Genomic DNA, 25,671 nt, shown 5'->3' on the forward strand with positions numbered 1-25,671 from the left:
CTTAACGGTTCGAAGAAGGCAAAACCATAATACCATCCATCTCTACTTGAGCACCACGAGGTAAAGCAGAAACGCCTATTGCAGCTCTGGCTGGATATGGCTCAACGAAATAACGACTCATTGCTTCGTTAATCAGCGGAAAATGGCTTAGATCGGTTAAATAAACAGACAATTTCGCGATATTAGCTAAAGAACCTCCAGCTGCTTCGCATACGGCAGATAAATTATCCAACACTTGATTAATTTGTAACTTAATATCTTCACTGCAGATTTGCATTGTTTTGGGATCAAGCGGAATTTGGCCGGAAAGATAAACGGTTTCCCCACAGCGTATTGCTTGGCTGTATGTGCCTATCGCTTCTGGTGCCAATTTCGTGTTGATTGGTTGCATTAATTATCCCCTTGTTTTTTTCTATAGAGCCGCATCACGACCTTATTTGATCTTAACCTACGCATGACCCGCGCTAAATGTGTCCTGTCATTAACGCTAATAGAAAAAGTAACCGCATTATGACGTCCATCACGTGGATCTACATTAATATTACCTATATTAGATTCTGCTTCAGAAATAGCTGTTGCCAAAGCAGCCAATACTCCACGCTCATTGGGAACATCCACAGTAATATCAACCCAGTATTCACCCTGAACTTTCTCATCCCAACGCAAAGCAATAAACTGCTCAGGATGGCTACGCGACGTTTTAAAGGAAGAACAATCACTGGAGTGAACGATAATACCTCTACCCTGTTGAAATTTACCAACAATATTATCACCAGGTATCGGTTGGCAACACTCACCAAAATGCACCACCATGCCTTCAGTCCCTTTGATCGCCAAAGGCCTGGGTTTATGGCTCTTATCCAGTTCATTAGAGTCCTGGGTAACCACCAGGCGTTTAGCAATAACCATAGCCATTTGGTTACCAATTCCTATTGCATATAATAAGTCATCAATAGTTTTGTAATGCAAATCACTAAGTAAGGCCTGAAGCGATTCGGGCGGTACTTTAGCGTAATCGCTGGATAATTCAATTAATGACTGTTCTAATAAGCGTTTTCCTAAAATAATGGATTCCGAATGCTGCTGGCTTTTTAAAAAATGACGAATATTAGAGCGCGCTTTACCGGTTACCACAAAATTCAACCATGAAGGATTAGGATGAGCTCCAGGAGCCGTGATGACTTCAACTGTTTGACCGTTAGATAAAGGGATGCTCAGTGGCACCAAACGCCTGTTTACTTTGGCCGCAACACAACTATTCCCTACCCCAGAATGTACGGTATAGGCAAAATCGACTGGTGTTGCCCCCTTAGGCAATTCCATAATATGTCCCTTTGGAGTAAATACGTACACTTCATCCGGGAACAAATCAATTTTTACGTTTTCAATAAACTCCAATGAGCTTCCAGTGCTGCGTTGCATCTCCAATAAACTTTGCACCCACTCTCTTGCCCGTAATTGCGCTTCGTTCACTTCAAGACCAGAGGATGTATAAATCCAATGCGCTGCCACTCCGTTATCCGCCACTTTATCCATTTCACGAGTACGAATTTGTACTTCAAGTGGAACGCCAAACGGACCAAACAAAGTAGTATGCAATGATTGATATCCGTTCGCTTTGGGAATGCCAATATAGTCCTTAAAGCGCTGTGGAACGGGCTTGTAAGTACAATGTAAGGCACCTAAAATTCGATAACAGGAATCAATGTCTTCGGTAATCACCCGAAAAGCAAAAACATCAGTAATTTCAGTAAATGAGGCTTTTTTTAAGCGCATCTTACGATAAATGCTGTATAAATGCTTTTGCCTGCCAAATACTTGTTCATAAGGTATATTGAGTTGCGACAGGGCATGTTGTAAATCTTTTTCAATGGTCTGAGTTAATTCTCTTCTGTTGCCTCTCGATTTTTCTACCGCAGATTTTATGGCTCTGTATCGCATAGGATATAAGGCTTGAAAACCTAAATCTTCAAGACCTACATAAATAGAGTGCATCCCCAAGCGATTGGCAATTGGAGCATAAATTTCCAGCGTTTCTATGGCGATACGCCGTCGCTTGGCAGCAGGCATGGCCCCTAAAGTGCGCATGTTATGTAAACGATCCGCCAGTTTGACAATAATAACACGTATGTCTTTAACCATGGCCAAAACCATTTTGCGAAAATTTTCTGCCTGAGCTTCTGCTTTGGATTCAAATTTTATTTTGGTTAGTTTGGTTACCCCATCCACCAGGGCAGTCACCTCTTCACCAAATTGACGAGTTAAATCTTCTTTACTAATAGAAGTATCTTCGACAACATCATGGAGCAAAGTAGCCATTATCGTTTGATAATCTAACCTCATTCTCGCAAGAATTAAGGCAGCGGCTACCGGATGAGTAATGTAGGGCTCGCCTGAACGGCGCATTTGGCCATGGTGTGCTTTTTCAGCAACCAGATATGCTTGGTAACATTTTTCTATTTGCGCCTGCTCAAGGTAGCATTTCAGCTCTTCATCGAGCTCCTTAAAGTAGCTCACGCAGTACTCCCTAATGTCCAACATGGCTTTTAATACCTCTCGTTGTCAAATTATGGTTTTATGCTTTGCCTTTAGACGCCATGCTTTGCTTAAATACCATAACTTGCTTTTGCAAGTGGTATATTTATCGAGGACAGATCCTCTTACTGCAAAGTTAACAACATATTTTATTCTTTATCTAAAATATCTGCAGTCACAAAACCTTCAGCAATTTCACGTAAAGCAACCACAGTAGGCTTATCATTTTCCCACTCAACCATAGGCTGATCGCCGCGAACTGCTATTTGTCTTGCTCGTTTAGTAGCGACCATAACCAATTCAAATCGATTTGCGACGTGTTCTAAACAATCTTCAACTGTTACTCGTGCCATAAATTTCTCCAGTCATTATAAACAGATACTCGATTTAACTCGGTTTTTATCTGTTTCTCACTCAAACCCTATATTTTACTGCGATGACAACAGGAATGAAAGCAATTTTGCTTGTTTATTTACCTGCCTATCCATTCGCAGACGATTTGCAGTCACTATAGCTGCCAATTCAGATGCCGCATGTTCGAAATCATCGTTCACAATTAAGTAATCAAACTCGGGATAATGGCTTAGTTCATTTTGTGCCTTTTTCATCCTCTCGCTGATTACTTCATCTTTATCCTGACGTCGATTCATCAATCTTAATTTTAATTCTTCCAGTGAAGGAGGAACAATAAAGATGCTGATGGCCTTGGGGAAGGAGCGTCTGATTTGTTCCGCTCCTTGCCAATCAATATCCAAAACCACATCAATACCGTACATCAGTCGCTCGGTAATTTGCGCAGCTGATGTTCCATATAAATGATTGAAAACCCTGGCATGCTCAATAAAGGCATTCTCATTGACCATACCAATAAAGTCTTCTTCATTAACAAAGAAATAATCAGCCCCGTGCTTTTCTCCTGGTCTCATCGCTCGTGTAGTATGGGAAATTGAAACCTCTATACGATCGAGAGTGTCAATCAGTTTGCGCACCAAACTTGTTTTGCCCCCTCCAGAAGGCGCAGCAACAATGAATAAATTTCCAGAATCATTACCAACCATATAACTCACTCAATATTTTGTATTTGTTCACGCATTTGTTCAATTAACACTTTCATTTCAACAGCGCTTTGGGTTAGTTCAATGGAGTCCGATTTTGAACTCAACGTATTTGCTTCTCTGTTTAATTCCTGCATCAAAAAATCTAATCTTCTACCCGCTACTTTATCACACTCCAGGGTACGACCCACTTCTTTAATATGTGTTTGTAACCGGTCCAGCTCTTCACTGACATCAAGTCGCGCTAAAATCATAGCAATTTCTTGTTCCACACGTGATTCGGGGACTTCAAGCTGCACAGCATAGAGGCGAGTGAGCAATTTATCTTTAGTCTGGTTTGCCAGTGTGGCTACTACAGACTTGGAACGCTCTACTTCTTGACTTAATGCCTGCAAACGCCCTGTCACATGCGATTTTAAAGCCTGACCTTCAGTCAATCGGGTATGACTTAGTTGCTCTACAGTATCCTGAAATAACTGCAAAGCCTGTTTTCCCAACTCCTCCATATCCAATGGATTGGATTGCACCACACCGGGCCAGGAAAGTACATGACTGACACTCAAATCATTTGCCAAATGGTGTGAGTCCGTTAATTTAGAGCTTAAATCTACTAATGCATTAACCATACCTATATTTATAAGCATAGACTGATTATTGCAACTTGTATCTTGATACTTAAGCTGGCATTCAAGTTTTCCTCGATTTATTTTATCTCGCAACGAAGCGCGTAAATGAGTTTCAATAAAACGAAAAGACTCTGGTAAACGAAATGAAACATCCAAATAACGATGATTAACAGACCTGATTTCCCAACAAAGATGACCCGCGTCAACCTGTTTTTGAGATCGAGCAAAAGCTGTCATGCTATGAATCATAAAAATACCGACGAATAAACCTTGTGCGAATATACCTCAAATGGGAACTGTTGGACAGAGATAGATCTTCAAATAGTCACTTTAAACCCGGAGCATTTACTGTCGCAAGGAGTGCAACTCCAGCATTAACACGTTATACTCCCCATTTTTTATTGAGGATTATGTGATGCGCCCAAGTAACCGCGAACCCAACCAACTTCGCCCCATTAAAATAACGCGTAATTATACCAATTATGCTGAAGGTTCTGTTTTTGTTGAGTTTGGACAAACTAAAGTACTTTGTAATGCTTCCATCATAGAAGGGGTTCCTCGGTTTATTAAAGGAAAAAATCAGGGATGGGTCACTGCAGAATACGGTATGCTGCCCCGAGCAACTCATAGCCGTAGCGATAGAGAAGCCAGTAAAGGCAAACAAGGTGGCAGAACGCTGGAGATTCAACGTCTTATTGGGCGATCTTTAAGAACTTGTGTTGATTTGAAAACAATTGGCGAGAATACCATAACCCTGGATTGTGACGTAATCCAAGCGGATGGCGGAACGAGAACGGCAGCAATTACTGGTGCTTGTGTCGCAATGAGAGACGCGATCAGCTGGATGGTACAACGGGAAAAAATTCGCAAAATGCCTGCTTTTAATTATATTGCCGCCGTATCAGTAGGCGTCTATAGAGGACAAGCTGTTCTTGACCTGGATTATGCAGAAGACGTGCTGGCGGAAACCGATATGAACGTCGTCATGAATGAAGAAGGACATTTTATTGAAGTACAAGGAACTGCAGAAGACCGAAGTTTTAGTCGTGAGCAACTCAATAGTATGTTGTCTCTTGCAGAAATTGGCATTCCTCAATTGATTGAATTACAAAAAAATGCCTAATCCTTAGCATGTATAGAGCTCGGGGGGCATTTTTCCGAGCTCTAATCCTTCTTTTCCCTGAATAATAATACCCATCAAAGCTTAAGACCATTGCCTAGATCAAAGTGGAGCTGGTAATTGTTCTTCACTAAAATCGATGGTTACATCAGGCTCTGTCTGATTTTTTTGGGATGTGCCCCGAGCAAATAAACCTACTCCTCCAAGCACAAAAGCAACTCCCAATCCGGCGACAATTAAGCCAGGTATACCGAAAGTCGCAGCATTCAGCAATACAAAAGCAGTAGTAACTGCCGCACAGCCAACTAATGCAATAAAACCACCTAGCACCTGCATACCAATATTCATCATTGGATCAGAAATTACTTCACTTGTTGGATGATTCACTTCATGAATCAAATCACAAGTCAATTTTTGATGATCTTGCGTCATCGTCTGTTTGTCAGAAATATCAACATTTGAAGGTTCTATTGTAAATAGGCTCGAGGAGTTCTTTATTGTCTACAATATATTTTCTAATTTCTTCGTAGCCTAGTGCAGGTTCAAAATCACCCTCGTCTCTCCATTTATATATTACAGGAGTAATGCTGTCTTTAGATAGCCTTCGCGTGTTTTGGTACAATAAGGGTCTCAATCCATTCATAAAGACACTCAGTTGGGGATCTTTTATATTTTCCCTCAACAGACGCTGAAAAAAATCCCTATTTATCTCAAGGTATTTCGTACTTCCTGAATGTCGTATTTTAACACTTTTTAACCACCACTAAATAAATCATGGGGGCTTATTGTAGATAATGAACATTAATAAATTATTAAGACCAAGAAGTATTATCAACTCCGAATCTCTATTTCAAGACATTATAAATACTCTTAGCCTAATCCTGGATAACTAAAATAAGGTTTTATTCACGGCTGCCTCATTAGCAATATGACGGGAAATAATATTTTTATTTACTAATTCTGTTAAATGTTGATCTAAAGTTTGCATTCCTTTAGCTTGTCCAGTCTGAATAGAGGAATACATTTGCGCCACCTTATCCTCTCTAATAAGATTGCGAATTGCTCCGGTACATATCATTATTTCCAGAGCAGCAACTCGTCCCCCATTAGTTTTTTTCAATAAGCTTTGCGCTACAACCGCTTGTAATGACTCGGACAACATAGAGCGAACCATTGATTTTTCTTCAGCCGGAAATACGTCAATTATCCGGTTGATTGTTTTAGTGGCGGAGTTAGTGTGTAAAGTGCCGAATACCAAATGTCCTGTTTCAGCAGCAGTCATTGCCAAGCGAATCGTCTCCAGATCGCGTAATTCCCCTACCAGAATAATATCCGGGTCTTCACGCAAAGCAGAACGCAAGGCCGCATTAAAACTTAAGGTATCTCTATGCACTTCACGTTGGTTTACCAAACATTTTTTACTTTGATGAACAAACTCTATAGGATCTTCGACTGTCAGGATGTGTTCATAGCGTGAAGAATTTATAAAATCGATGATGGCTGCAAGAGTCGTACTTTTCCCTGAACCAGTAGGCCCAGTGACCAACACCAAACCTCTGGAGAAAGAGGCCATCTCTTTAAAAATGGGTGGTAAATTCAAATCTTCCATACTTAAAATAGTCGATGGAATGGTTCGAAATACGGCAGCAGCACCACGGGATTGATTGAACGCATTAACCCTGAAACGGGCCAGATTAGCAATCTCGAAAGAGAAATCAGTCTCTAAAAACTCTTCAAACTCCTTTCTTTGCCTGTCATTCATGATGTCGTAGATGATTTTTATCACATCTTTGTGTTCTAAATCGGGTAAATTGATTTTACGTAAATCCCCATCTACACGAATCATCGGAGGTAATCCTGAGGATATATGCAAATCCGAAGATTTATTTTTAACAGAAAATGCTAATAACTCTGCTATGTCCATGTACCATTATCCCTAATTATTTATTAATTATCCTATTTATTCCCGGGTATACCAGGAAAAAATAGATAACTCCTTAATTGTTTCTAGTAGATTAGCTCAGGAAATGATACACAGCAAATATTAGACCTCTTGCAGGTTATGCAAGAGGTCTATTGTTGTATTATCATACCGCTTTAATATATAAATCGTGGAATGAGCATGGGTCTGGAACAAAATTTTAATCATGTGAGACAATTAATTGCGCAAGCTGAGATAATCAGCAACAGAAAACCGGGTAGTGTTTTATTATTGGCTGTCAGTAAAAAACAAAGTATTGAAACCATTACGAAAGCGTTTCAATTGGGTGCAACCCACTTTGGCGAAAATTATTATCAAGAAGCATTAAATAAAATAAATGCGTTAAAAGATTTACCCATCTCCTGGCACTTTATAGGTCCAATTCAAAGTAATAAAACTAAAGGTATTGCCACGCATTTTAATTGGGTGCACAGCATTAACCGGATTATAATCGCCAGACAACTTAATGAATACAGACCATCAAATTTGCCCCCGCTTAATGTGTGTTTGCAAGTCAATTTAGTCGCAGAAGAAACCAAATCGGGAATACTCCCCGAGCAAGCTCGTGAATTAGCTCTGGCGATCAGTCAATTACCCCATCTCAAACTGAGAGGGCTTATGACTATTCCTCCACCGCAAAAGGCTCCCGAAGAACAATATCATTTATTGTTACAACTCAATCAATTGATGCATTCCATCAATCAAGAATCAGGGTTAAAAATGGATACTTTATCCATGGGAATGAGCGATGATTTGATTCCTGCAATCAAAGCAGGCTCTACTATTGTTCGTATAGGTCGAGCAATTTTTGGCGAACGATAAGGTATAAGAGCATGAATATCAGTTTTATAGGTTATGGAAATATGGCTAAAGCCATTGCGCGCGGGTTAAGTCAACAAGGTTCGTATTCCTTGTCTGCTGCAGCCCCCTCATTAAGTGCAGGTAGAAACAAAGATCAAATTCAGACTCATTACGATAATAAAGAAATAATTAAAAAAGCAGAAGTTGTCATCCTGGCTGTAAAACCAATGAAAATGAGCTTAATTCTTAACGAAATTACTCCTCTTCTTCCCCCTGATTGTCTTCTTATTTCTGTTGCCGCGGGCTTGAGTCTGTCCTGGTTCGCCAAACATTGTAAAGCCAATCAGCCGCTTATCCGCACCATGCCTAATACTCCTGCATCTGTTGGACTCGCAGCAACACCGATGATAGCAAATCAATTTGTAAGTCCAGAACAGAAACGACAAGCAGAATTGATTTTCTCCCAAATTGGAATAACCACCTGGGCAAAAAATGAAGACGACATGGATACCTTTACCGCCCTTTCAGGAAGTGGCCCTGCTTATGTTTTTTCATTTTTAGAAGCTATGGTTGAGGCGGCGATTGCCTTGGGTTTAAAGGAGTCCATTGCCAAAACATTCGTGCTGCAAACCTTTAGTGGCGCATTAAAATTAGCTCAAAACGACGATTTAAGTTTAACCCAGCTAAGAACAAAGGTAACATCACCAGGAGGGACCACAGCTGCAGCACTCAGTATAATGCATGAACAATTAAATGCCCTGACCCTTGCAGCAATGAGTGCTGCGAAACAGCGTGCCCATGAATTAGGAACAGTGGAATAACCCATTTTACCGTTCCCCAAGGTATTTTAAAGTTCCCTAAACAGGAGGAATGATGTCTGGTTTTACTGCGGTAGGATTTTTTTTATTTTCTTTATTTTTTGGAGTGATCATTTACAGTTTATGGGTTCGTATTGCTTTGCGTTACTTACGAATCAGCTCACTGACTCAGTTCAGTCAGCTTATTGCCACTATCACTGATCCTTTAGTTAGCCCCTTTCATTTATTTAAACAAAAATATAAACCAGGGCAAAAATATGACTGGGTGGCTTTTGGCACTTTAATACTGGTTGAATTTATTAAAATAATCACCCTCAGTTTACTGGTGTTTCATGCCATAATACCTGTGGTCTTTATACTACTTTACGTCCTTGCTGATTTAATTATTCAGCCCTGTAATCTCCTGTTCTACGCTATTCTGATTCGCGTGATTATGAGCTATGTAAATCCTCGCTGGCAACATCCAATAGCGGATTTTCTGCGTTTATTGACTGAACCATTATTAATTCTGGGCAGAAAAATTATTCCTGATATTTCCGGTTTTGATTTTTCTCCTATTATCATGATGATCATATTAAAAATTATTACCTTATTTATCAGTGCTTCCTTACCATGGAATCTCTTATAGAGCGTAGTGAATTAAAAAGGACTATAATTGAATTGTACGGAACTGACTGGATGGACATATGAACATTAAATCTATATATGGTTTAGTCTTGTTAGGTTTGCCTTTCAGCCTTATGGCGGATCAATCCTTTTATTGTCCTCAAAATCATGCCTATATCAATGTTGGGATGTCTCCTAACGAGGTTATTGCCGCTTGTGGCCAACCTTTAAGTCAACAAGACTCAAATCAACCTATTATGCAAAGAATTCCTGTGCAACAATTAATTTATAATAATCAGGGTGCTGCAACCGCTTTTTATGGGGTATGGAACGTACCAACAGGAAATGGAGGCACGCAATTACAAGTAGATGTAGTGAATAGTAGAGTTAAAGGAATTAAAGTCAATGGTTCTGACTCGAATGCTTTTTCCATTTGCAACGGAGCTAATATTCAAGTAGGTGATCCGGTCGGTAAGGTCTATGGTTCTTGTGGCAGTCCTTCTGTCGTGAACAATACTTTTATTAACCAAATAGTCCCTACAGCCCAAAAACCGCAAATTTGGATTTATCAACCAGGACAATATCAACCTACTGTTTCCTTGACTTTTGTCGATGGCAAACTACAATCCATCAACAAATAATTGAGGATCTAACTTAAATGGCTGAAACTGTAGACGATATCACTATTTCTTTTAGTGAAAATGGAACTGAAACGACTAAAGAGCTTGATAAACAAGTATTAACCAAGGGGGCTTGGACTACTATTATGTTTAAATATCAAGACTGGGATAATGCTAAAAATGATTATGGGCCTGTTAAATATTCTATTAGACGTTATCAAAAAAGAAATAATCAATATTGGCAAAAATCCAAGTTCAATATCTCCAGTGCTGATCAAGCCCAAAAAATTGTTGATATTCTAAATGAGTGGCTGAAATAATCATTCACCGATCCGAAGAAATATCCACGTCATCTCGCACAATCCCACGTCATCTCGAGCGCTAGCGAGAGATCTCCTGACCTAAGCACTGCGCCCAGTTTTGGAGATCCCTCACTTCGTTCGGGATGACGTAATAGTTCGGATGACGTAGTAGTTCGAATGACGGGGTACTTCTACGGCATTTAGACCTTACAAAGCCTAGAGCCTTCCCTTCCTTACAAATAACACCCTACCCCATCATAACCAACGACATGACACTCTTTAAAAGCTGTTTGATCTAATTGATAACTCACCGAACCGTAATAAGCCAGAATTTTTCCGTCTTTAGTTTTTTCTATGTGGGGATGCAGATAATTTTCTTCAGACTCGCACCCCAATTGAGTTGGTATCCACACTGCATTTTCAGAGTTTATTTTACTGTCTCCTGGCTGAAACATCATCTGGCCACAGGATTTGGTTGTCAAAGCAACTTTTGCCGGAGCAGAGAATAATACATCATAGCCATTCAGTGCTGTTTTCACCGCACTCTCAGCATCCAATATACCATGTCCACAGGGTTTTCTTCCTACGCAGGATTTATTGGTATCATTGGTTCTACCAAAGTCATGGGTCGTCATATAAAGAATTTGCTCGACTTGCTCTGCTTTTAAATTATTATTAATCGCGTAAATTAACCCTGCCACTCCCGCAACATGGGGAGAAGCCATACTGGTTCCCTGATAAAAATCAAATCCTGAAGAATTATATCCTCCACCCGGATTTACTGTAGATAGAATCCCCCCAGCAGCTCCATATCGTTTATCACCACCAGGAGCAGCCAAGGTAACACTTGGTCCGTAGTTAGAAAAATAAGACCTTAATCCTTCAGGTCCAGTAGAGGCAATCTTAATCGTGCCATTGCATACTGCAGGGGCATTATAATGCTCCCAAACATTATCATTACCAGCAGCGACAGCGAGTACAGCACCTTTTTTGCGCGCGAAAAATACAGCTTCCTGCAGTGCTTCATCACAGTAATCTATTTCCTTACCTGGTTCTAAATCAACACCGAAACTCATATTTAGTACTCTCGCAGGATACATATTTTTAGGAATCCCAGGCACATCTGCACCAACAGACCAATAAATTCCATTGACCACCGCACTTTCATAAAACATTCCTGTTTCACCAGGAATTTTAACCGTTAATATTTTTAAATCTTCACCAACACCATTCATCACATGCCCATAACCTGCAATAGTCCCGGCAACATGAGTTCCATGATAAGACTTGGTTTCGTCTGTTAAATTATTGTTATTACCAGCAAAATTCCATCCCCAAACCTGTCCATTCTTATCTTTTAACAAGTTATTTTCCAAACTCTCATTAAGAGCAATACCTGTATCTAATACTGCGACGACAATAGGTTTTTTTGATGATCCTGACGTATAAGCCCAGGCACCGTCTCTTAATCCCGACTTGGATTCCAGCATAATTCCGCCCGGAGGCGCGAATTCGTCCCATTGACTATCATGGGACAGCAACTCACCAAGGCTTTTACTGATAGATGGATCGGGCACTGGTTTAAAATAACCTATTCTATCTTTAACTGCATAAAGCACATTGGGATTGTTGCGTAGCTGATTTAATATCAGGGAGGTTGCATCCTGATCCTTAACATTTTTTAAATCAGAATTGGAACTATCTAAAATTACTGAATAAGCCCCATTAGCCATGGGATTCAGTTCTTTTACTGGTAATTGAGTAGCATGAATAATTTGCGACTTTAATGCAGACGCTGATTGATTTTGCTGTTTGTATTTTATAATAACTCTTATAGTTTCATTATCAGGTGAAGCAAAAAGAGCATGTGATAATGACAAAAGGCTTAACGCCATAATCCCTTTTTTTGAAACCATCCTTCAATCTCCTTATTAAAGTCTTTGGCGAACTATCCATAGGTATCAACTATACGTTACACCTTTAGAAATAAAATCGCAAAAGGGAAGGAGATAGGAAACACTAATTTTTCCGTCATGAAACATAGACTAAGTTGTGATGACTTAGGGATAGTCAGCATTTTTAAATGCAACCAGGAAAAGGCGTAAGGTTAAACCTAACCTCAGAATGGGAATTGCTATTCCGAAGACAGTGAGGGAGCTCCAAATGGAGGCTCGGTGCCCATGCCGGGAGATCTCTCGCTGGCGCTCGAGATGACGTGGCATCCATTGGAGAAGTGTCTTGTCATTCGAGCAATACTACGTCAATCCCGAACCTAGTGAGGGATCTCCAAATGGAGGCTCGGTGCCCATGCCAGGAGATCTCTCGCTGGCGCTCGAGATGACGTGGTATCCATTGGAGAAGTGTCTTGTCATTCGAGCAATACTACGTCAATCCCGAACCTAGTGAGGGATCTCCAAATAGAGGATCGGTGCCCATGCCAGGAGATCTCTCGCTGATGCTCGAGATGACGTGGCATCCATTGGAGAAGTGTCTTGTCATTCGAGCAATACTACGTCAATCCCGAACCTAGTGAGGGATCTCCAAATGGAGGCTCGGTGCCCATGCCAGGAGATCTCTCGCTGGCGCTCGAGATGACGTGGTATCCATTGGAGAAGTGTCTTGTCATTCGAGCAATACTACGTCAATCCCGAACCTAGTGAGGGATCTCCAAATAGAGGATCGGTGCCCATGCCAGGAGATCTCTCGCTGATGCTCGAGATGACGTGGCATCCATTGGAGAAGTGTCTTGTCATTCGAGCAATACTACGTCAATCCCGAACCTAGTGAGGGATCTCCAAATGGAGGCTCGGTGCCCATGCCAGGAGATCTCTCGCTGGCGCTCGAGATGACGTGGTATCCATTGGAGAAGTGTCTTGTCATTCGAGCAATACTACGTCAATCCCGAACCTAGTGAGGGATCTCCAAATAGAGGCTCGGTGCCCACGCCAGGAGATCTCTCGCTGGCGCTCGAGATGACGTGGCATCCATTGGAGAAGTGTCTTGTCATTCGAGCAATACTACGTCATCCCGAACGTAGTGAGGGATCTCCAAATAGAGGCTCGGTGCCCATGCCAGGAGATCTCTCGCTGATGCTCGAGATGACGTGGCATCCATTGGAGAAGTGTCTTGTCATTCGAGCAATACTACATCATCTCGAACGTAGTGAGGGATCTCCAAATGGAGGCTCGGTGCCCATGCCAGGAGATCTCTCGCTAGCGCTCGAGATGACGTGGCATCCATTGGAGAAGTGTCTTGTCATTCGAGCAATACTACGTCATCCCGAACGTAGTGAGGGATCTCCAAATGGAGGCTCGGTACCCATGCCAGGAGATCTCTCGCTGGCGCTCGAGATGACGTGGCATTGTTCAAGATGACGTGGTATGTGCAAATGTAGTGTTTAAATTTAATAACGATAATGATCCGGTTTATAAGGCCCCTTTTTATTCACCCCAATATATTGAGCCTGTTCATCCCTTAATTCAGTTAATTTGGCGCCAATACGACTTAAATGTAAACGAGCCACTTTTTCATCCAATAATTTGGGAAGCACGTAAACCTGATGTTCATACTGACTTGAATTTTGAAATAACTCAATTTGTGCCAATACCTGATTAGTAAAGGAAGCGGACATTACAAAACTAGGATGACCAGTAGCACAACCTAAATTAACCAGGCGACCTTCAGCCAACACGATAAGACGCTTGCCATCAGGAAATATGACATGATCAACTTGGGGTTTTATATTCTCCCATTTGTATTGTTTCAAACTTTGAATATCAATCTCAGAATCAAAATGGCCAATATTACATAATATTGCCTGATTACGCATACGCTTCATATGTTCCAGAGTAACTACATGATAATTACCTGTTGCTGTAACCACAATATCCACTTGTTCAGCCACATCATCGAGAGTGACTACTCTATACCCCTCCATTGCTGCCTGAAGAGCACAAATAGGATCAATTTCTGCGATCAAAACGGAAGCACCCTGTCCACGTAATGCTTGTGCACATCCCTTACCCACATCACCATAGCCCAAAATCAGAGCCACTTTACCAGCAATCATAACGTCGGTTGCCCGTTTTAAGCCATCTAATAAAGATTCCCGGCAACCATAGAGGTTATCAAATTTGGATTTGGTAACTGCATCATTTACGTTAATCGCAGGAACTTTTAAAAGCCGCTGCTTTGCCATTTCATACAATCTGGCAACACCTGTAGTTGTTTCTTCTGAAACGCCTTTAATCGCGGACAAAAGCTGAGGATACTTTTGATGAACGACTTGGGTTAAATCGCCACCATCATCTAATAGTAAATTGGGACTCCATCCCTCGCGGCCACTTAAAGTTTGCTCAACACACCACCAATACTCCTCCTCTGTTTCACCCTTCCAGGCAAACACAGGGATATTTTTTGCTGCAATTGCCGCAGCAGCATGATCTTGAGTCGAAAATATATTACAGGATGACCAGCGAACTTCAGCCCCTAAAGCAAGCAGCGTTTCAATCAAGACCGCAGTTTGAATAGTCATGTGCAGACAACCAGCAATTCTTGCTCCTTTTAAAGGTTGCTTTGCAGCAAATTCCGCCCGTAATCCCATTAAACCAGGCATTTCGGTTTCTGCTATAGCAATCTCTTTACGCCCCCAGTCAGCTAAAGACATATCAGCTACTTTATAATCATGGAAGCTCTTCACTTGAGCCGCTGTGTCATCAACTAAGTTCATTAGAATATCCTTATTAGAATTAGAGTGCTTTGCTTAATGCAGTTACCTTATCTAAACGCTCCCAGGGAAAATGATCTCTTCCATAATGACCATAAGTTGCTGTCTCTTTGTAAATGGGACGAAGCAAATCATGATGGTCAATAATTCCTTGTGGCGTTAAATCAAAATGAGTATGAATTAAATCAATAATTTCACTATTTTTTAAGCGTCCAGTACCAAACGTTTCAACGAAAATTGACGTGGGTTCTGCTATGCCTATAGCATAGGACACTTGGATCTCACATTTATCAGCCAAACCTGCCGCTACTATATTTTTAGCTACATGTCTGGCCGCATAAGCCGCGGATCGATCAACTTTTGATGGATCTTTACCGGAGAAGCAACCTCCTCCATGCCTGGCCATCCCACCATAGGTATCCACTATAATTTTACGGCCGGTTAAACCGCAATCGCCTAAGGGACCACCAATAACAAAACGCCCAGTCGGATTTATAAAGTAACGTGTTTTTGCTGTTAGCCATTCAGCAGGCAGTATTTTTTTAATAATTTCTTCACGAACAGCTTCAGTTAAATCGTCATAAGTTACATCGGGTGCATGTTGAGTAGAAAACACTACAGTATCTACTTCTACTGGCATACCTTGATCATATTTTAAAGTCAATTGACATTTCGCATCAGGTCTTAACCAAGGCAATGCCCCTGATTTACGCATGCTTGCTTGTTTTTCCATCAAGCGATGTGCATAGGCAATAGGAGCTGGCATGAATACATCTGTTTCACGACTGGCATAACCGAACATTAAGCCCTGATCTCCTGCCCCCAGAATTTTAGTTTTTTGATTATCAACCCCTTGAGCAATATCGGTCGATTGTTTGCCAATAGCAGAAAGTACGGCGCAAGACTCCCAGTCAAAACCCATTTGGGAGCTATTATAGCCTATATCTTTAATTACATGGCGGGTAATTTCCTCTACGTCAACCCAAGCCTTGGTCGTAATTTCTCCTCCTACCAGAACCATACCGGTTTTAACAAAAACTTCGCATGCAACTCGCGCAGCAGGATCTTGAGCTAAAATAGCGTCTAAAACGGCATCAGAAATTTGATCCGCTATCTTATCCGGATGCCCCTCAGAAACGGATTCGGAGGTAAAAACATGGCATTCATTCATTACATATCCCTCTAAACTATGAAGTTGGGCACCCCTTACTTCATTAATGTTATAAATTCATTAAATATAATTTCTATATCATGTGGGCCGGGGCTAGCTTCGGGGTGACCCTGGAAACCAAATGCTGGTTTATTTTTGTGCCTAATCCCTTGCAAACTATCATCAAATAAAGAACGATGAGTTACTTCTAAACAATCAGGCAAGCTTTCTTCGTCAACAGCAAAACCATGGTTTTGGCTGGTAATAAAGACTCGTTTATTTCCTTGGGTTTCCACCACAGGGTGATTCGCGCCATGATGACCAAATTTCATTTTTTTGGTAATACCGCCACAAGCTAATGCCAAAATCTGGAAACCTAAGCAAATACCAAAAACGGGAATGTTGCTTGCTAAAAACTCCTGAGTTGCTTTGATGGCATAATCACAGGCTTCAGGATCCCCTGGACCATTAGACAAAAAGATACCATTTGGATTCATGGCAAGAACCTCTGCGGCAGAGGTTTTAGCGGGCACTATAGTTAAATGACATCCCTTATCATGCAATATACGTAAAATATTATGCTTCACCCCAAAGTCATAAGCGACTACATGAAATTGATGCGGCTTGGATTGCTCCCCCCACTCCCCTTGCCCTTCATGCCATCGTTCTATCGTTTGTCGCGACACCTCTAAAGCTAAATCCACGCCTTGTAAGCCACAAAAAGACTGAGCTTTTTCAAGAGCTTTTTCCGGTTCAGCAGTATTGGTAGAAATACAGGCCCCTAAAGCACCATGTTCGCGCAACCTTAAAGTTAAATCGCGAGTATCCACGCCGGAAATGGCAACAACGCCATTTTTTTTAAGCCAATCAGGGAGAGATTGTTCAGCACGATAATTACTATGCAAAAGGGAACAGTCTCGCATTACTAAACCGGCAGCCCAAACCTTGTGAGATTCCATGTCTTCACTGTTACAACCGGTATTGCCCACATGAGCAGTAGTTAAAGTAATTATTTGGCGAGCGTAAGAGGGATCAGTGAGCATTTCCTGATAGCCAGTCATTGAGGTGTTAAAAACCAATTCACCGACACAATCTCCAGCAGCCCCAACTGATAAGCCCTCATAGGTAGTGCCATCAGCTAATACCAAAATTGCTGGTTTATTTATCATGAGTAGACTCGATATTGTTCAATGTATAGCTATCCTTACCACCCAGAGCACAATTATAAAAAATGTGCAATCCTTGCACATAATTGTTAAAGTTACAATTGTAACTCACTTAGCTCAAAATTTCATGTCTTCAAAAAACTTTTTCACCCCAGCAAACCAGGAACTGGAACGCGGGGAATGGTTTGCTTTAGCCTTTTCCAGAGAATCTTGTAATTGGGTTAATAGTTCTTTCTGTTCGCGAGACAAGTTGACTGGGGTCTCCACTACTACTTTACACAGCAAATCCCCCTGAGCATAACCGCGAACTGATTTCATTCCCTTGCTTCTTAAACGAAATACTTTGCCCGTTTGAGTTTCAGCAGGAATCTTTAAGGTCACTCTGCCCTCAAGCGTCGGAACTTCAATAGAGCCACCCAATGCAGCTATTATAAAACTGATAGGAACTTCACAATGTAAATCATTTTCATGGCGTTCAAATATCGCATGTTTTTTAATGTTAATTTGAACATACAGATCTCCTGAGCCACCGCCATGAACACCCGCTTCACCTTCACCGCTTAATCTTACTCTATCGCCATTATCCACACCGGCGGGAATTTTAACGGTTAATTTTTTGCTTTCTCGAATCCGGCCTTGTCCATGGCAACTTGGGCATGGATCAGAAATAATTTTTCCTTCGCCATGACAACCAGGACATGTTTGCTGAATCGAGAAAAAACCCTGTTGAATTCTAACCTGTCCCATACCATTACAGGTTTCGCAGGTCTTAGGTTGGGTTCCTTTTTTAGCCCCGGATCCCTCACAAGTAGTACAACTACCATGGCGAGGAACGGTAATCTCCACTTCTTTACCCACAGCGGCTTCTTCAAGAGTTAACTGAACATTAAATTGAAGATCGGCTCCACGTTGACCGCGCGATTGGCGCCCAGCTCCGCGACCACCGGAAAAAATATTTTCGAAAATATCTTCAAAGACATCCCCAAAGCCGCCAAAACCATTACCAAATCCGCCTTGACCGCCCATAGAAGGATCAACTCCGGCATGACCAAATTGATCATAAGCAGCACGTTTCTGTTTATCCGATAGCACATTATAGGCTTTTTGAATTTCTTTAAATTTCTCTTCAGCAGAAGAATCGTCGGGATTACGATCGGGATGATACTTCATTGCCAGTTTGCGATATGCTTTTTTAATTTCAACATCGTTAGCGTTTCGACTAACTTCTAAAAGTTCATAATAATCCCGCTGTTCCATAACTGCTCACAATTTTTAAATAAATAGCAAGGACTTAACAATTAAGTCCTTGTCAAAATACCAACGGGACGAAAAATTATCGTCCCGACCCAAAGCTCGTACCGGAGCTTATTTTTTATCTTCTTTGACCTCTTCAAACTCGGCATCAACAACACCCTCTTCAGCTGGTTTAGCAGACTCTTGAGGTTGAGCATCAGCAGAACCGGGTTGTCCTTCCGCAGATTTTTTAGCATAAACCCGCTCAGCCATTTTAGCAGAAGCATCTGTTAACACTTTTAATTTCTCTTCAATATGAGCTTTATCACTACCTTGTACCGCTTCTTTTAATTCAGCGATTGCTGTTTCGATGCCTTTTTTCTCATCTTCAGACAATTCACCGGCTAAATCTTTCATCGATTTTTCACAGCTATGAATCATACTGTCTGCCTGATTGCGAAGCTCTGCCATTTCCTTAAATTTCTTGTCTTCTTCCGCATGAGATTGAGCATCTTTTACCATAGCATCAACTTCTTCATCACTTAGACCACTAGATGCCTTGATGACGATTGATTGAGCTTTACCTGTTGCCTTATCTTTAGCAGAAACATTTAGAATACCATTGGCATCGATATCAAACGTCACTTCAATTTGAGGCACGCCACGAGGTGCAGGAGGAATATCGCCCAAATCAAATCGACCCAAAGATTTATTCGCTGAAGCCTGTTCTCTTTCCCCTTGTAACACGTGAACAGTAACCGCAGTTTGATTGTCATCCGCAGTCGAGAATACTTGGTTGGCTTTAGTAGGAATAGTGGTATTTTTATCAATCAATTTTGTCATGATACCGCCCATTGTCTCTATACCCAGAGATAATGGAGTAACGTCAAGTAAAAGAATGTCTTTCACTTCGCCTGATAATACGGCCGCTTGAATAGCAGCACCCACTGCAACCGCTTCATCGGGGTTAACGTCTTTACGTGGTTCTTTACCAAAAAATTCTTCAACAGTTTTTTGAACTAAAGGCATACGTGTCTGACCACCCACCAAAATCACTTCATTAATTTGCGATACAGTCAGGCCAGCATCTTTCAACGCTATTTTACAAGGCTCAACAGTGCGCTCAACTAATTTTTCAACCAGAGACTCCAGTTTTGCACGAGTCAGTTTGATATTTAAGTGTTTGGGTCCAGAAGCATCTGCTGTGATATAGGGCAGATTTACATCGGTTTGTTGTGCTGAAGACAATTCAATTTTGGCTTTCTCAGCAGCCTCTTTCAGTCGTTGTAAGGCAAGCGGATCATTATGTAAATCGATGCCGGAGTCTTTTTTGAATTCAGCAGCCAAATACTCAATTAAAGCCAAGTCGAAATCTTCCCCACCGAGGAAGGTATCACCGTTGGTAGCTAATACTTCAAATTGGTGTTCGCCATCTACTTCTGCAATTTCAATGATGGAAATATCAAAGGTACCACCACCCAGGTCATAAACAGCAATAACCGAATCACCACGTTTCTTGTCCATACCATAGGCCAGAGCTGCCGCAGTGGGTTCGTTAATAATTCTTTTTACCTCAAGTCCTGCGATACGACCAGCATCTTTAGTTGCTTGACGCTGAGAGTCATTGAAATAAGCAGGTACGGTGATCACGGCTTCTTTAACTTCTTCGCCTAAATAATCTTCTGCTGTTTTTTTCATTTTACGCAATACTTCTGCAGAAATTTGTGGTGGCGCTTTATCTTGATTTTTAACTCTAACCCAAGCATCCCCATTATCTGCTTTAACAATTTTATAGGGGACCATCTTAATATCTTTCTGCACAACAGCATCATCAAAACGGCGACCGATCAAACGTTTGATTGCAAACAAAGTTTTTTCAGGATTAGTTACTGATTGACGCTTTGCTGCGGCACCAACTAATACTTCATCGTCGTCAGTAAAGGCAACAATGGAAGGAGTAGTTCGAATGCCTTCACTGTTTTCAATTACCTTGGGTTTATCACCTTCCATTACAGCAACACATGAGTTAGTAGTACCCAAGTCTATTCCTATAATCTTAGCCATTGTTTTTTTGCTCCAAATTAGTGGTTTCTAGTACAATAATATTCATATGGGGTTGTAAACGTATAATTCAACCCATAAAAAGCGACATTCTTTATCTTTATATAGATAAGAAGTCACTTTGCCTTCTTATTAATTTTCTTCTGCTGATTTGTTTTTTGACACAATTACTCGAGCAGGTCTGATCACTCGGTCACTCAATTTATACCCTTTTTGGAATACCGCTATAACCGTATTAGGAGGTGTACCAGGTACATCCTGAATAGACATTGCTTCATGTTGTTGCGGATCAAACGATTCCCCCATAGGATCAATGCGTTCTACATCAAATTTTTGCAATGCATCAGTAAAGAGTTTCATAGTAAGATCCAAACCTTCATGCATGGCTGCATCTGCATTTTTTTCCGCTATCTGCAGGGCTTGTTCAAGACTGTCTACAACGGGTAACAAAGCAGTAATCAATTTTTCTACACCATATTTATGAGCATTGGCGACTTCACGCTCCATACGACGTCGTACATTGTCCAGTTCAGCTAATGCACGCACTGATTTTTCCCAGTTTTCATGAGCTTTTTGCTCGGCAATAGTAAGTTGCTCTTCCAAAGCAGTGTAACTGGGATGAGCTAAGGCAGCCTCTTCCTGCGGTAGTTCCTCAGAAGACTCTTCTCCCATCACTTCTTCTGTTTTGTTTTCTTCCTTAAATTTATTCCAATCTTTTTTGTTATGTTTACTCATCAATAATGACTCCTGACTAACTTGACTCTAGCACATGGGGTCACCCCTATGAAATTTCAAGTCTTTATTTTGAATTAAAATTCAATGCAATTGAAATCAAGAACTAAATAGCCCTCTTATTAACCTGATTTTATGTAGTTAATCCAATTCATCAGACCACCTTGCATATCGACTGCATATAAAAAAACCATGAATTAAGACACGGCTTGCAGTAAATGTTCATTTATTCCATACTTAGGTATCAAAAAAAACATTTGGGTCTATTATGCAAGAATGGTCGCCAGTTTCTTGGCAACAATATTCGTATTTGCAAGCCGCAACTTACGCAGATCAAGAACAATTAAACAAAGTAGTAGAACAATTAAGCCTTTTGCCTCCATTAGTTACCAGTGGTGAAATAAAGCGTTTAAAAAAGGAAGTGGCTCGTGCCGGACGTGGTGAAGCCTTTATACTTCAAGGTGGCGACTGTGCTGAATCCTTTAATGATTGCCGTTCTGAAGTGATCGGTAACAAATTGAAAATCATGTTGCAAATGAGCTTGATCTTGTTGTACGGATTACGTAAACCCATTATTCGAATTGGGCGGATAGCGGGACAATATGCTAAACCTCGTTCTTCTGATTTTGAAACCATCGGTGGTATTACCCTACCCAGTTACAGAGGGGATATAGTTAATTCACCCGAATTTACTCAAACAGCCAGGGAACCTAATTCCAAGTTGCTGTTGCAAGCGTATAGCTGCTCGGCAATGACTTTAAATTTTATACGCGCTTTACTGGAAGGGGGATTTGCAGATTTACATAACCCCCAGCGATGGGATTTACGTTTTGTGGAGCACTCAAAACAAAAAAAAGAATATCAAAATATTGTTGATTCCATTGAAGATGCTTTAGATTTCTTGAAGGCTATAGATGGAATACGCTCCAGTAATCTGAGTAAAGTAGATTTTTATACCTCACACGAAGCACTGCACCTGCATTATGAACAAGCTCTGACTCGTCAGGTAAAAGATGGCCATTGGTATAATCTATCAACGCATTTGCCCTGGATAGGGATGCGTACAGCACAAATTGACAGTGCTCATCTGGAATTTTTACGCGGAGTTCAAAATCCTATAGGAATTAAAGTAGGGCCTGGTGCTACGCCTGAATGGCTTGCTGAGGTGTTAGCTCTTGCCAATCCTCAACGCGAAGAGGGACGCATTCTATTGTTCACTCGTTTAGGAGCAAAACATATCGATCAATTATTACCTCCGTTGATTGAGGCAGTAAAGAAAACCAAAATTCCAGTAACCTGGTCTTGCGATCCCATGCATGGAAATACTGAAACAACTGCTGATGGCACTAAAACACGTCACTTTGATAACATCCTTACCGAGCTAAAACAAGCATTGGAAATCCATCGTTCTATGGGAAGTTACCTGGGTGGAGTACATTTTGAACTAACCGGTGATAATGTTACTGAATGCATCGGTGGCGCTCGAGGCCTGGATGCTGAAGATCTGAAAACGGCATACCACAGCCTGGTTGATCCCAGACTAAATTACGAACAATCAATTGAAATGGCTCTGCAATTGAGCAGACAATTCAGAAATGCTTAGCTACCTAATTGTTCTGAAATATACTCAGGAATTCGCTGGTCTAACCAATAGACCGGCACTCCTGGCGTGTTCCCGGTAATAAATCCTACATGACCTCCTTTTTTACTCAATTCTAAAATCACCGAATCAGATAATTCATCCTCTGAAGGTAAAACTTCAGCGGTCATAAAAGGATCATCCAAAGCATGAATAATAAGTGTAGGTGTGGTTATATGTTTTAAGTATTTCCGGGAACTGCATTCCCGATAATAAGTATGGACACTATTAAAACCATGTAAAGGGGCGGTCACCTGATCATCAAAAGTCCAAAAGCACTGACATTCAGCCGCTCTTTTTATCGCCTCCGGGGGATGTTTCAAAAAACTCTCTTTACGAGCAAAAATCTCTTTTAATTGATTTAATAAACGTGTCTGATACAAACGAGAAAAACCACTATTCATGCGGTCAGCCACTATATTCAGAACAAAAGGAACAGAGACGGCTACAGCAGCACTCACTATAGATTGAGTAGGTCCTTTTTCCCCTAACCATTTGAGTAGAACATTTCCTCCTAATGAGACGCCTACTACAAATTTTTTACTTTCAGGTTCGCGTTGATCCAAGACTTTAATTAAATAGTCTAAATCAGCGGTATCACCCGAATGATAAGCTCTCGGTAGACGGTTAAGCTCGTCACCCGCGCCTCTAAAATGCATTAATACGGCACGCCAGCCTTGTTGATTAAACGCCTGCATAAATCGTGCAACATAGCTGGAATTTACACAACCGCTTAATCCATGAAGTATGATGACTAATGGGGCATTTTCAGGTAAATCTGCCGTGCTCCATGCCAAATTCAAAAAATCTCCATCAGGCAAATCCATTTTTTCTATTCTATCAATAGACGCGCGTACAGGGTGTCTCATAGAAGAATATATAGTTTGTGCATGAGGATTAGTCAGCCACCACGCAGGTTTAAATCGACTCTCAATTATCATAATGATCTCGAATGATATTGCGGACTAAATTCATTTATCGCATCAATCATCACCGCAACATGCTCAGGAGGAACATCAGGAGTAATTCCATGTCCCAGGTTAAATACATGCCCTGCTCCCTGTCCAAAAGAGGCCAAGACCTGCTCCACTTGCTTACGAATACATTGTTCTGAGCTTAAAAGTACAGCCGGATCCAGGTTTCCTTGTAAAGCAACTTTGTCTCCCACTCTTTTTCGAGCAGAGTGCAAATCACATGTCCAATCAATTCCTAAAGCATCACATCCGGTCGCAGCCATTTGCTCTAACCATTGTCCCCCACCTTTAGTAAACAATATAATAGGGATATCAGCATATTTGGCTTTGATTTCTCTAACGATTTTCTGCATATAATATAAAGAAAAATTTTGATAATTGACTGGGGTTAAAATCCCTCCCCACGTATCAAAAATCATGATTGCATTAACCCCGGCTTTAATCTGTTCCATTAAGTACGCACTAACTGATAGAGCTAATTTATTCAATAACAAATGAGCAGCCTCAGGTTCAGTATAGACTAATTTTAAAATGCGCTTAAAATCTCTGCTGCTTCCCCCTTCAACCATATAGCAGCCCAAGGTCCAAGGACTACCGGAAAAACCAATTAAAGGCAATTCTTGCGGCATTTCCCGACGGATTAAACGCACTGCATTCATCACATAGTCTAAAGAATCGGTAATATCGGGAATAATCAGATCATTAATTGCCTTCACATCCCGTATAGGCTTGCTAAAACAGGGTCCTTCTCCGTCTGCAAAATACAAACCAAGTCCCATGGCATCAGGAATCGTTAAAATATCGGAAAACAGTATGGCCGCATCTAAAGAGAAACGACGTAAAGGTTGCAAGGTCACCTCACAAGCCAGTTCAGGATTCTTACACAGACTTAAAAAATCACCCGCTTGTTCTCTGGTTTTTCTGTATTCCGGCAGATAACGACCTGCTTGACGCATGATCCATACAGGTGTTCGCTCTACTGGTTGACGTCGCAAAGCGCGAAGAAATAAAGATTGATTTAAGTCGTACATATTTGAGTCTCAACTACAATGAATTGCGCTTATGGTACCATGATAACTATCCTATTACAGTGGTATGCATTTCGAAACATGGTGTAGAATCGCGATACAATGATCATTATCTAAGGATGTACTATGGATACTTTAAATATTAGAGCCCTGAATGTAGCCACTAGAATTGGAGTACATGCCTGGGAACAGCGTATCGATCAACAGTTATTAATAGACATTACTATCCCTGCAGATTTTAGTGCCTGTCAGGATAATTTAGCAAATACGATAGATTATGATGCCCTCTGCCAAACCGTAACAGGATTTGTGGAATCCCAATCCTTCCAACTCATTGAGTCTGTGGCTGACAGAGTGGCCCACTTAATTAAACAGGAATTTAAAGTAACTCAGGTTACCGTGGCGGTAAGTAAACCGCATGCAATTAAAAATGCTGGCACCATCCAGGTTGTTGTTAATCGATAATGTTCTATAACATCATCCACTAAAAGTGCAAGT

At 41.1% G+C, this 25,671-nt stretch carries 24 protein-coding genes; 8 read left to right on the forward strand and 16 right to left on the reverse strand.

Translation table 11 applies throughout. The annotated features are described in order from the left end of the window. Window position 1: 1 nt before the first annotated feature. The 5 genes from LOX96_RS01450 to LOX96_RS01470 all read right to left on the reverse strand — a co-directional run bounded on the left by LOX96_RS01450 (window position 2) and on the right by LOX96_RS01470 (window position 4,465). On the reverse strand, window positions 2-391 hold the full coding sequence (locus tag LOX96_RS01450) for a RidA family protein (RefSeq protein WP_250421297.1): 390 nt from the start codon (window positions 389-391) through the stop codon (window positions 2-4). Beyond that, entirely contained in the window at window positions 391-2,517 is a 2,127-nt protein-coding gene (gene spoT, locus LOX96_RS01455; RefSeq protein WP_250456339.1) for a bifunctional GTP diphosphokinase/guanosine-3',5'-bis pyrophosphate 3'-pyrophosphohydrolase, read from the reverse strand. Before spoT ends, LOX96_RS01450 begins: the two co-directional genes overlap by 1 nt. Before the next feature lie 167 nt (window positions 2,518-2,684). Continuing rightward, window positions 2,685-2,888, reverse strand: a complete 204-nt coding sequence (gene rpoZ, locus LOX96_RS01460; RefSeq protein WP_115148690.1) for a DNA-directed RNA polymerase subunit omega — start codon at window positions 2,886-2,888, stop codon at window positions 2,685-2,687. Between the two features lie 75 nt (window positions 2,889-2,963). Further along, entirely contained in the window at window positions 2,964-3,593 is a 630-nt protein-coding gene (gene gmk / locus LOX96_RS01465; protein ID WP_250421293.1) for a guanylate kinase, read from the reverse strand. A gap of 5 nt (window positions 3,594-3,598) precedes the next feature. Continuing rightward, window positions 3,599-4,465, reverse strand: a complete 867-nt coding sequence (locus tag LOX96_RS01470; protein ID WP_250421287.1) for a YicC/YloC family endoribonuclease — start codon at window positions 4,463-4,465, stop codon at window positions 3,599-3,601. A gap of 166 nt (window positions 4,466-4,631) precedes the next feature. Here LOX96_RS01470 and rph point away from each other — a divergent pair, with 166 nt between their 5' ends. Beyond that, window positions 4,632-5,339: a ribonuclease PH gene (gene rph, locus LOX96_RS01475; protein ID WP_250421285.1), complete on the forward strand. Its 708-nt coding sequence runs from the start codon at window positions 4,632-4,634 to the stop codon at window positions 5,337-5,339. Window positions 5,340-5,438: 99 nt separating this feature from the next. Here rph and LOX96_RS01480 read toward each other — a convergent pair whose 3' ends face one another. Together LOX96_RS01480 and LOX96_RS01485 are read right to left on the reverse strand one after the other, a co-directional pair. Beyond that, window positions 5,439-5,768: a hypothetical protein gene (locus LOX96_RS01480; protein WP_250421283.1), complete on the reverse strand. Its 330-nt coding sequence runs from the start codon at window positions 5,766-5,768 to the stop codon at window positions 5,439-5,441. A 457-nt stretch (window positions 5,769-6,225) separates the two neighbouring features. Continuing rightward, the gene (locus LOX96_RS01485; RefSeq protein WP_250421281.1) at window positions 6,226-7,260 is read right to left on the reverse strand and encodes a type IV pilus twitching motility protein PilT; all 1,035 of its coding nucleotides are present in this window, start codon (window positions 7,258-7,260) and stop codon (window positions 6,226-6,228) included. A 198-nt stretch (window positions 7,261-7,458) separates the two neighbouring features. On the opposite strand from LOX96_RS01485, the gene LOX96_RS01490 reads away from it, so the two are divergent. From LOX96_RS01490 to LOX96_RS01510, 5 genes are read left to right on the forward strand one after another with little or no spacing between them, the layout of a single operon-like run. Continuing rightward, the gene (locus LOX96_RS01490) at window positions 7,459-8,139 is read left to right on the forward strand and encodes a YggS family pyridoxal phosphate-dependent enzyme (RefSeq protein ID WP_250421270.1); all 681 of its coding nucleotides are present in this window, start codon (window positions 7,459-7,461) and stop codon (window positions 8,137-8,139) included. Window positions 8,140-8,150: 11 nt separating this feature from the next. After that, window positions 8,151-8,939: a pyrroline-5-carboxylate reductase gene (gene proC, locus LOX96_RS01495; protein ID WP_250421269.1), complete on the forward strand. Its 789-nt coding sequence runs from the start codon at window positions 8,151-8,153 to the stop codon at window positions 8,937-8,939. Window positions 8,940-8,991: 52 nt separating this feature from the next. Beyond that, window positions 8,992-9,564: a YggT family protein gene (locus LOX96_RS01500; protein ID WP_250421261.1), complete on the forward strand. Its 573-nt coding sequence runs from the start codon at window positions 8,992-8,994 to the stop codon at window positions 9,562-9,564. Window positions 9,565-9,622: 58 nt separating this feature from the next. Then, entirely contained in the window at window positions 9,623-10,183 is a 561-nt protein-coding gene (locus tag LOX96_RS01505; RefSeq protein WP_250421259.1) for a DUF2845 domain-containing protein, read from the forward strand. Between the two features lie 17 nt (window positions 10,184-10,200). Beyond that, on the forward strand, window positions 10,201-10,482 hold the full coding sequence (locus tag LOX96_RS01510) for a hypothetical protein (RefSeq protein WP_250421252.1): 282 nt from the start codon (window positions 10,201-10,203) through the stop codon (window positions 10,480-10,482). Window positions 10,483-10,697: 215 nt separating this feature from the next. Here LOX96_RS01510 and LOX96_RS01515 read toward each other — a convergent pair whose 3' ends face one another. The 7 genes from LOX96_RS01515 to grpE form a co-directional block, all read right to left on the reverse strand. Continuing rightward, entirely contained in the window at window positions 10,698-12,380 is a 1,683-nt protein-coding gene (locus tag LOX96_RS01515) for a S8 family peptidase (RefSeq protein ID WP_250421250.1), read from the reverse strand. Window positions 12,381-13,867: 1,487 nt separating this feature from the next. Then, the gene (gene ahcY, locus LOX96_RS01520) at window positions 13,868-15,193 is read right to left on the reverse strand and encodes an adenosylhomocysteinase (RefSeq protein WP_250420807.1); all 1,326 of its coding nucleotides are present in this window, start codon (window positions 15,191-15,193) and stop codon (window positions 13,868-13,870) included. Between the two features lie 19 nt (window positions 15,194-15,212). After that, on the reverse strand, window positions 15,213-16,361 hold the full coding sequence (gene metK / locus LOX96_RS01525; RefSeq protein ID WP_250420806.1) for a methionine adenosyltransferase: 1,149 nt from the start codon (window positions 16,359-16,361) through the stop codon (window positions 15,213-15,215). Window positions 16,362-16,396: 35 nt separating this feature from the next. After that, window positions 16,397-17,509 (reverse strand): glutamine-hydrolyzing carbamoyl-phosphate synthase small subunit, encoded by a 1,113-nt coding sequence (gene carA, locus LOX96_RS01530; RefSeq protein WP_250420804.1) that lies wholly within the window; start codon window positions 17,507-17,509, stop codon window positions 16,397-16,399. Window positions 17,510-17,623: 114 nt separating this feature from the next. Further along, window positions 17,624-18,763 (reverse strand): molecular chaperone DnaJ, encoded by a 1,140-nt coding sequence (gene dnaJ, locus LOX96_RS01535; protein WP_250420803.1) that lies wholly within the window; start codon window positions 18,761-18,763, stop codon window positions 17,624-17,626. 108 nt (window positions 18,764-18,871) lie between these two features. Beyond that, entirely contained in the window at window positions 18,872-20,803 is a 1,932-nt protein-coding gene (dnaK, locus tag LOX96_RS01540; RefSeq protein WP_250420802.1) for a molecular chaperone DnaK, read from the reverse strand. Window positions 20,804-20,932: 129 nt separating this feature from the next. Then, entirely contained in the window at window positions 20,933-21,535 is a 603-nt protein-coding gene (grpE, locus tag LOX96_RS01545) for a nucleotide exchange factor GrpE (protein ID WP_250420801.1), read from the reverse strand. A 265-nt stretch (window positions 21,536-21,800) separates the two neighbouring features. Between grpE and LOX96_RS01550 the strand changes: the two genes are divergently transcribed. After that, window positions 21,801-23,135, forward strand: coding sequence for a 3-deoxy-7-phosphoheptulonate synthase class II (locus LOX96_RS01550; RefSeq protein ID WP_250420800.1), 1,335 nt, complete (start codon window positions 21,801-21,803; stop codon window positions 23,133-23,135). Here LOX96_RS01550 and LOX96_RS01555 read toward each other — a convergent pair. Together LOX96_RS01555 and hemE are read right to left on the reverse strand one after the other, a co-directional pair. Beyond that, entirely contained in the window at window positions 23,132-24,112 is a 981-nt protein-coding gene (locus tag LOX96_RS01555) for a hydrolase (RefSeq protein WP_250420799.1), read from the reverse strand. The genes LOX96_RS01550 and LOX96_RS01555 overlap by 4 nt on opposite strands. Further along, window positions 24,109-25,176: a uroporphyrinogen decarboxylase gene (gene hemE, locus LOX96_RS01560; protein ID WP_250420798.1), complete on the reverse strand. Its 1,068-nt coding sequence runs from the start codon at window positions 25,174-25,176 to the stop codon at window positions 24,109-24,111. Before hemE ends, LOX96_RS01555 begins: the two co-directional genes overlap by 4 nt. 123 nt (window positions 25,177-25,299) lie before the next feature. On the opposite strand from hemE, the gene folB reads away from it, so the two are divergent. After that, window positions 25,300-25,638 (forward strand): dihydroneopterin aldolase, encoded by a 339-nt coding sequence (folB, locus tag LOX96_RS01565; RefSeq protein ID WP_250420797.1) that lies wholly within the window; start codon window positions 25,300-25,302, stop codon window positions 25,636-25,638. Window positions 25,639-25,671: the final 33 nt, after the last annotated feature.

The organism is Legionella maioricensis (assembly GCF_023618015.1).
Lineage (GTDB): Bacteria > Pseudomonadota > Gammaproteobacteria > Legionellales > Legionellaceae > Legionella > Legionella maioricensis.

Bases quoted from the DNA above. Each gene is read 5' to 3' on its own strand.
- LOX96_RS01450 (WP_250421297.1), bottom strand. From the start codon at position 391: ATGCAACCAATCAACACGAAATTGGCACCAGAAGCGATAGGCACATAC.
- rpoZ (WP_115148690.1), bottom strand. From the start codon at position 2,888: ATGGCACGAGTAACAGTTGAAGATTGTTTAGAACACGTCGCAAATCGA.
- gmk (WP_250421293.1), bottom strand. From the start codon at position 3,593: ATGGTTGGTAATGATTCTGGAAATTTATTCATTGTTGCTGCGCCTTCT.
- LOX96_RS01470 (WP_250421287.1), bottom strand. From the start codon at position 4,465: ATGATTCATAGCATGACAGCTTTTGCTCGATCTCAAAAACAGGTTGAC.
- rph (WP_250421285.1), top strand. From the start codon at position 4,632: ATGCGCCCAAGTAACCGCGAACCCAACCAACTTCGCCCCATTAAAATA.
- LOX96_RS01480 (WP_250421283.1), bottom strand. From the start codon at position 5,768: ATGACGCAAGATCATCAAAAATTGACTTGTGATTTGATTCATGAAGTG.
- LOX96_RS01485 (WP_250421281.1), bottom strand. From the start codon at position 7,260: ATGGACATAGCAGAGTTATTAGCATTTTCTGTTAAAAATAAATCTTCG.
- LOX96_RS01490 (WP_250421270.1), top strand. From the start codon at position 7,459: ATGGGTCTGGAACAAAATTTTAATCATGTGAGACAATTAATTGCGCAA.
- proC (WP_250421269.1), top strand. From the start codon at position 8,151: ATGAATATCAGTTTTATAGGTTATGGAAATATGGCTAAAGCCATTGCG.
- LOX96_RS01500 (WP_250421261.1), top strand. From the start codon at position 8,992: ATGTCTGGTTTTACTGCGGTAGGATTTTTTTTATTTTCTTTATTTTTT.
- LOX96_RS01505 (WP_250421259.1), top strand. From the start codon at position 9,623: ATGAACATTAAATCTATATATGGTTTAGTCTTGTTAGGTTTGCCTTTC.
- LOX96_RS01510 (WP_250421252.1), top strand. From the start codon at position 10,201: ATGGCTGAAACTGTAGACGATATCACTATTTCTTTTAGTGAAAATGGA.
- LOX96_RS01515 (WP_250421250.1), bottom strand. From the start codon at position 12,380: ATGGTTTCAAAAAAAGGGATTATGGCGTTAAGCCTTTTGTCATTATCA.
- ahcY (WP_250420807.1), bottom strand. From the start codon at position 15,193: ATGAACTTAGTTGATGACACAGCGGCTCAAGTGAAGAGCTTCCATGAT.
- metK (WP_250420806.1), bottom strand. From the start codon at position 16,361: ATGAATGAATGCCATGTTTTTACCTCCGAATCCGTTTCTGAGGGGCAT.
- carA (WP_250420804.1), bottom strand. From the start codon at position 17,509: ATGATAAATAAACCAGCAATTTTGGTATTAGCTGATGGCACTACCTAT.
- dnaJ (WP_250420803.1), bottom strand. From the start codon at position 18,763: ATGGAACAGCGGGATTATTATGAACTTTTAGAAGTTAGTCGAAACGCT.
- dnaK (WP_250420802.1), bottom strand. From the start codon at position 20,803: ATGGCTAAGATTATAGGAATAGACTTGGGTACTACTAACTCATGTGTT.
- grpE (WP_250420801.1), bottom strand. From the start codon at position 21,535: ATGAGTAAACATAACAAAAAAGATTGGAATAAATTTAAGGAAGAAAAC.
- LOX96_RS01550 (WP_250420800.1), top strand. From the start codon at position 21,801: ATGCAAGAATGGTCGCCAGTTTCTTGGCAACAATATTCGTATTTGCAA.
- LOX96_RS01555 (WP_250420799.1), bottom strand. From the start codon at position 24,112: ATGATAATTGAGAGTCGATTTAAACCTGCGTGGTGGCTGACTAATCCT.
- hemE (WP_250420798.1), bottom strand. From the start codon at position 25,176: ATGTACGACTTAAATCAATCTTTATTTCTTCGCGCTTTGCGACGTCAA.
- folB (WP_250420797.1), top strand. From the start codon at position 25,300: ATGGATACTTTAAATATTAGAGCCCTGAATGTAGCCACTAGAATTGGA.